At 56.6% G+C, this 6,000-nt stretch carries 5 protein-coding genes; all 5 read right to left on the bottom strand.

Annotated elements, in window-relative coordinates:
• Positions 1–621: 621 nt before the first annotated feature.
• Positions 622–1,521, bottom strand: coding sequence for a carbohydrate ABC transporter permease (locus tag K290_RS0130545; protein ID WP_028755174.1), 900 nt, complete (start codon positions 1,519–1,521; stop codon positions 622–624).
• Positions 1,522–1,536: 15 nt separating this feature from the next.
• On the bottom strand, positions 1,537–2,472 hold the full coding sequence (locus K290_RS0130540) for a carbohydrate ABC transporter permease (protein WP_028755173.1): 936 nt from the start codon (positions 2,470–2,472) through the stop codon (positions 1,537–1,539).
• A gap of 65 nt (positions 2,473–2,537) precedes the next feature.
• Complete coding sequence (locus tag K290_RS0130535; RefSeq protein WP_028755172.1) at positions 2,538–3,851, bottom strand: ABC transporter substrate-binding protein; 1,314 nt, start codon at positions 3,849–3,851, stop codon at positions 2,538–2,540.
• Between the two features lie 149 nt (positions 3,852–4,000).
• A complete protein-coding gene (locus K290_RS0130530) occupies positions 4,001–5,068 on the bottom strand; it encodes an ABC transporter ATP-binding protein (protein WP_028755171.1) in 1,068 nt (355 codons plus the stop codon).
• 105 nt (positions 5,069–5,173) lie between these two features.
• Positions 5,174–5,950 (bottom strand): SDR family oxidoreductase, encoded by a 777-nt coding sequence (locus K290_RS0130525; RefSeq protein ID WP_028755170.1) that lies wholly within the window; start codon positions 5,948–5,950, stop codon positions 5,174–5,176.
• Positions 5,951–6,000: the final 50 nt, after the last annotated feature.

Raw genomic sequence — 6,000 nt, 5'->3', positions numbered from 1 at the left:
ATCAACTTGCCTGCTGCGGCAAGCTGACCCGTTCCCGGCCCTGTCCGGAAAGCTCGACGATCGACCGAGCTACACCACTCCCTGGGACATCATCGAAGCACAGACTGCATATCCCCCAGATGCATCTTAAACTCCGATTCCCTTTGATCCGATCAAATAACGATGTGTCCGAAATTTTGAAGACGGATGAAGATTGCAGGCACCTGAGTTTACCGCACGAACAAAAAGCCCCTATCCGGTTAAGGATAGGGGACAGTTACCATGAAGTGCTCGGTTTCAAATCGTCGGAGGCGCTCCGACCATTGAATTAGACCATGATAACGGTGTGAATGATATACGCCCTTTGGCCTTCGCAACGCGGCCTGTTTGGTAAGGTTCCTCGAAACTAGGTAGCAAATATCACCGGATTTTCGGTCAAAAATCGTTTCTTCTGACTCTCTTGATGGAGTGCGATTGTATCGTGTCGTTCATCCCATCCATATTGAAGCTCCATCGCTTCCTTTCACATCCAAATACCCGCCTGACTGCTGAGATTGGCTCCTGTGCAGCAAGTCCTACAAGCGATATCGAACGAACGGTTAGATCATCAGTCATTGACCGCCTTTCAGCCGAAAATTCTGATCATTCTTTCACGGCACCAGTCATCGACGAAACATAGTAGTCGACGAAGAAGGAGTAGAGGATGACAACCGGCAGTGAACCGAATAGGGCGCCCGCCATCAGTGATCCCCATTCGAAGACGTCGCCGCGCACCAATTCCGTCAAAACTCCAACGGGGATGGTTTTATTTTCCGAAGACTGAATAAAGGTCAGCGCGTAGATGAACTCGTTCCAGGAAAGCGTGAAGGCGAAGATGCCGGCCGATATGAGGCCCGGCACTGCTAGTGGGAGGATGATCTTTACCAGGATCTGCCAGCGGTTGGCGCCGTCGACCAGCGCGCTTTCTTCCAGCTCGAAGGGTATCGACCTGAAATAACCCATCAACAACCAAGTACAGAATGGGATGAGGAAGGTTGGATAGGTGAAGATGAGAGCCAGCCTGGAATCGTAAATTCCAAGCTTGAACACAATGAAGGCCAACGGAATGAACAGGATCGAAGGCGGAACCAGGTAGGCTAGAAAGATCAGCAACCCGATTGGACGCGAGCCTGTAAAGCGCACGCGCTCGATTGCGTAGGCGCCGAAAATCGACGCCAGCAGGGATAAAGCAGTCGATCCCACCGCCACCAGTATCGTGTTCCACAGCCAGCCTGGATAGGACGTTTCGAAGAACAGGTACTTGATGTGATCGAGCGTCGGCTCGACGACCCAGAAGGGGCTGTAATTATTATAGTCGGTCAATTGTGCGTTCGGCTTAATGGCCGTTATCGCCATCCAATAGAAGGGAAACAGAAGCACGAAGACAAATACCGCCATTGGCAGATAGAGCATGACGATGCGCCGCGGCAGGCGATTGAGATAGCCCATGCCTTGGACGTTGTCGGTGAGAATGGAATTGGCGGTCTCGGTTTTGATGGTCATGGCGTTCTCCCGATCTCAGTCCTGTCCGCCCTGCTGCCATTTGCGGCGCTGCAGACCGAAGAAGCTGAACATGATGGCACCGAGCAGGAAGGGGATCATCGCCACCGCGATTGCCGCCCCCTCGCCGAGCTGGCCGCCCGGGATGCCACGCTGAAAGGAAAGCGTCGCCATCAGATGCGTCGCGTTGACCGGTCCGCCTTTGGTCAGCACGTAGATCAACTGGAAATCCGTGAATGTGAACAGCACCGAGAACGTCATCACGACAGCGATGATCGGCGTCAGCATCGGCAGCGTTACATAACGGAAGCGCTGCCAGCTTGTGGCCCCGTCAAGGGATGCCGCCTCCTGCAGCGAAGCAGGAATCGTCTGCAGGCCGGCAAGCAGCGAAATCGCGACGAAGGGAATACCGCGCCAGACATTGGCGATGATCACCGAGATCCGTGCATTGGTGGGATCGCCGAGGAAATTGATCGGGCCATGGATCAGGCCGATCTTCATCAGGGACCATGAGACAATGGAAAATTGGGCATCGTAGATCCACCAGAATGCCAATCCCGAAAGCACCGTCGGAACGACCCAGGGCAGAAGTACGATTGCCCGGAAGAACGATTTGAATGGCAGATGCTGATTGAGAAGCAGCGCCAACCAAAGGCCGAGCACGAATTTCAGGATTGAGGCAACGAAGGTGTAAAGCAATGTATTGAAGACCGACAGCCAGAAGACAGAATCATTGGCCAGAAATTGATAATTCTCCAATCCGATAAAGCTGCCGGCGCGTCCGATCCGCGTGTCCGTGAAGCCGAGCCAGACCCCAAGTCCCAGCGGGTAGGTGAGAAAACAAACCAGAAATATGGCCGCCGGCAACATGAAGAGGAAGCCGAGCATATTGTTGTTCTGCATGAGCGATCTGATCGGGCTGCGCGTCGTATCGCCGGATGTCACGGTCGACATGGCATTATCTCCTGATGGACAGTCGCAGCATGCCGTCACCGGCATGCTGCCGATCTTCGCTGGGATCAAACCTTGTAATAACGGTTTGCCCGGCGCTCAGCTTCTTTCATCGCATCCTCCGGCGTCATCTGTCCGGTCACGGCGGCGGCGAACATGTCGACCAGCACATAGTCGGCCATCACGCCTGCCGAAGCATAGCCCAGGGGACCCGCATAGCCGTTGGGGCGAAGCGTTTCCGAGGCACGGGCATAGGGCGCATGCACCGGATCGGCGGTCCAGACAGGGTTATTGGCAAAGGCCTTCAAGGGTTGGCAGCAATAGGCACTCGATCCTTCGATCCAGGCGTTCATCTGGTCCCCTTCCATCATGAACTTGATATACGCCTTGGCCGCTTCCGGATATTTGGTATGGCTGAAAAGAACCAGCGAACTCGTCTGGTGCAATTCGACGCTCTTGCCGACCGGGCCGATCGGAAAATTTGTCGTTCTGATATCGGCCGCGATTTCGGCAAGCTTCGGATCTTTCTTCGCCGAATAGTAGACCGATACGCCATTTGCAATCAGCGATACTTGTCCGGCCAGGAAGGCCCGGTTGTTGTTGATGTCTTGCCAGCTTTCGGTGCCTGGAATGAAGGTTGCATAAAGATCCATCGCATAGTGGATGGCCGCCAGCGTTTCAGGGCTGTTGATCGTCACTTTGCTGTTTTCGTCCACCATCTTTCCGCCATGGCTCCAAAGCAGCCAATGGGCGTAATTGTTGCCGTCACCGACGGCCTTGCCATGCGGGAAGCCGGCAGGCGTGCCTTTGGCCTTCATCGCCTTGCAAAGCTCAAGGAACCCCGCGGTATCTTTGGGGAATTCGTTGAAACCCGCGGCCTTTACATGGCTGTCCCGATAAACGACGGCATTGCCGATCGCCGTCAGTGGCATGGCGATGAACTTGTCGCCCCGCGTTGCATAACCGCGCAGGCCGTCATACCAGCCGCCATATTTGTTGCCGAGGTAGGTGGCGAGTTCCGTTAGATCGACGAGTTTGTCAGGATATTGATGAGCATCGTCGAACCAGCACATCACCAAGTCTGGACCAGAACCGACATTGGCGGCGACGGCGGCCTTCGGCCGGATGTCTTCCCAGCTTTCCTTGTCGATGCGAACTTCGACGCCCGTCGCCTCCGTGAACTTTTTGGTATTGGCAAGCCAGGCATCTTCGTCTCCCTTGACGAAGGGTGTCCATCGAAGAAGCCGGAGGCTTGCCCCCTTTTCGGGCGTGTAGCTGGGTTCGGTCTGGGCGAAAGATGGGCGTATGCCGAGTGGCGAGAGGCCAGCTATACCGGCCGCTGCCGCCGATGCAGCAAGAAAGTCACGTCTCTTGAATGTCATGATACTCCTCCTTTGAAAACGGGAGCAATTCCCCCGGCGCCCACCTTCCCGTTTTGGTGAACGACGACCATCGCATCCGGCTCGCCGGATGCTTCCGCCTCGACGAAGGAACAGAAAGACTCCTCTTCTTGCTGTCCCTCGAAGCGGCTTCAGATAGTCAATCTCTGACCGGTTTCGGCGTCGAAGAGATGGACATGCGGCACATCGATGGAAATGCGCAGCGTATCGCCGGGTTGGGCATCGATCCGTTCCCGAAAGACGCAGTTGACATCGCTGCCCCCAAATCGGACCGTCATTTGCGTTTCGTAGCCGGTCGGCTCGATCACGATGATTTCCGTCGGCAGACCATTGTCGTCAGGCGCGATATATTCCGGACGCAGCCCATAGATGAGGTCGCGACCCCTCGCGCCGGCCGGCGGATTTGCGACCGGCAGGACGGTTCCATCAGCCGCGATGAAGCGGCCATCACTCTCCGTATCGAGGCGGCCCTTGATCATGTTCATCGCCGGCGAGCCGATGAAGCCCGCGACGAAAAGATTGGCAGGCTTGTCGTAAAGCTCCAGTGGCCTTCCCACCTGCTCCACGACGCCATCATGCATGACGACGATCTTGTCGGCCATTGTCATGGCCTCGATCTGGTCGTGCGTGACGTAGACGGTCGTGGTGCCAAGACGTTGATGAAGCCCCTTGATCTCCGCACGCATGGCGACCCGGAGCTTTGCATCGAGATTGGAAAGCGGTTCGTCGAAGAGGAAGACCTGCGGATCGCGCACGATCGCCCGGCCCATGGCGACGCGCTGGCGCTGACCTCCGGAAAGCTGGCGGGGATAACGGTCGAGCAGTTTGGTAAGGCCAAGGATGTCCGCGGCTTTCTTGACCCGCTGATCCATGTCCGCTTTCGGCGAGCGTTTGAGCATCAGCGAGAAGGCCATGTTCTGTGCCACTGACATATGGGGGTAAAGCGCATAGTTCTGAAACACCATCGCTATGTCGCGGTCGCCGGGCGCTACTCCATTGACCACACGATTGCCGATACGGATCTCGCCTGCGGAAATATTCTCAAGCCCGGCAAGCATTCTCAGAAGTGTGGATTTTCCGCATCCGGACGGCCCCACCAGGATCACGAATTCGCCGTCCGCAATCTCGATGTTCACACCCTTGATGACCGGAAACGCCCCGAATGATTTCCTGACATCGACAAACTCGACACCTGCCATAAAAGTTCCTCCCAGAACTTTGTCCTCATTTTTGACCTCTATCTACCGGTCATCCCCTCCCCGGGATGTCACCGCCAGAATGCCAACCAATTCGCTTTCGACTTCCTATCCCCTGCCGACGAGCGGCATCTTTGTCGCCATCACCGTCATGGTGAGGACGTTGGCCTCCAGCGGAAGGCTTGCCATATAGACGACTGCGCGAGCGACATGCTCGGCGGGAATCGTCGGTTCGCTCGCGATTTCTCCGTTCGCCTGCAGCACCCCGGAACTCATCCGCGCAGTCATGTCCGTTGCGGCATTGCCGATATCGATCTGGCCACAAGCGATATCGTACGGGCGCCCATCGAGTGCAGTTGATTTCGTTAGACCGGTGATCGCGTGCTTGGTCGTGGTATAGGGAGCCGAGTTCGGCCTCGGCGTCGTCGCCGAAATCGACCCGTTGTTGATGATGCGGCCACCGCGGGGAACCTGCGATTTCATCAGCCTGAAAGCCTGCTGCGTGCAAAGAAAGGCACCTGTGAGGTTGGCCGCGACCACGCTGCTCCACTGATCGAAAGTGATATCTTCGAGCGGGATTGCCGGAGCGCCGCTGCCGGCATTGTTGACGAGGAGATCGAGCCGGCCAAATTCTACCCTGATCTTGCCGAAAAGCTCGGCCACCTGCTCGGCGGCGCCGACATCGCAGGCGATCGCCCGCGCCGTAGCACCGGTATCGGCGGCCAGTTCGCCAGCGGCTTTTTCCAACACATCGCTGCGACGGCCGGTAATGATAACGGCATAACCCTCTTCGCACAGCGCCTTGGCGATGCAGCGGCCGATGCCGGTACCGCCGCCTGTGACGAGCGCGATTCGGGTTCTCGGTGCGGTTTCGGATTGCCCCATCTCAGATTTTTCCCTTCCTCGCATGCATGTCAGGCAGATCTCCTGATGCT

The organism is Rhizobium leucaenae USDA 9039 (assembly GCF_000426285.1).
GTDB classification, from domain to species: Bacteria; Pseudomonadota; Alphaproteobacteria; order Rhizobiales; family Rhizobiaceae; genus Rhizobium; species Rhizobium leucaenae.
The sequence above is the reverse complement of the archived record's forward strand: the minus strand, read 5'-3'. Positions and strand labels throughout refer to the sequence as shown.

Bases quoted from the DNA above. Each gene is read 5' to 3' on its own strand.
- K290_RS0130545 (WP_028755174.1), bottom strand. From the start codon at position 1,521: ATGACCATCAAAACCGAGACCGCCAATTCCATTCTCACCGACAACGTC.
- K290_RS0130540 (WP_028755173.1), bottom strand. From the start codon at position 2,472: ATGTCGACCGTGACATCCGGCGATACGACGCGCAGCCCGATCAGATCG.
- K290_RS0130535 (WP_028755172.1), bottom strand. From the start codon at position 3,851: ATGACATTCAAGAGACGTGACTTTCTTGCTGCATCGGCGGCAGCGGCC.
- K290_RS0130530 (WP_028755171.1), bottom strand. From the start codon at position 5,068: ATGGCAGGTGTCGAGTTTGTCGATGTCAGGAAATCATTCGGGGCGTTT.
- K290_RS0130525 (WP_028755170.1), bottom strand. From the start codon at position 5,950: ATGGGGCAATCCGAAACCGCACCGAGAACCCGAATCGCGCTCGTCACA.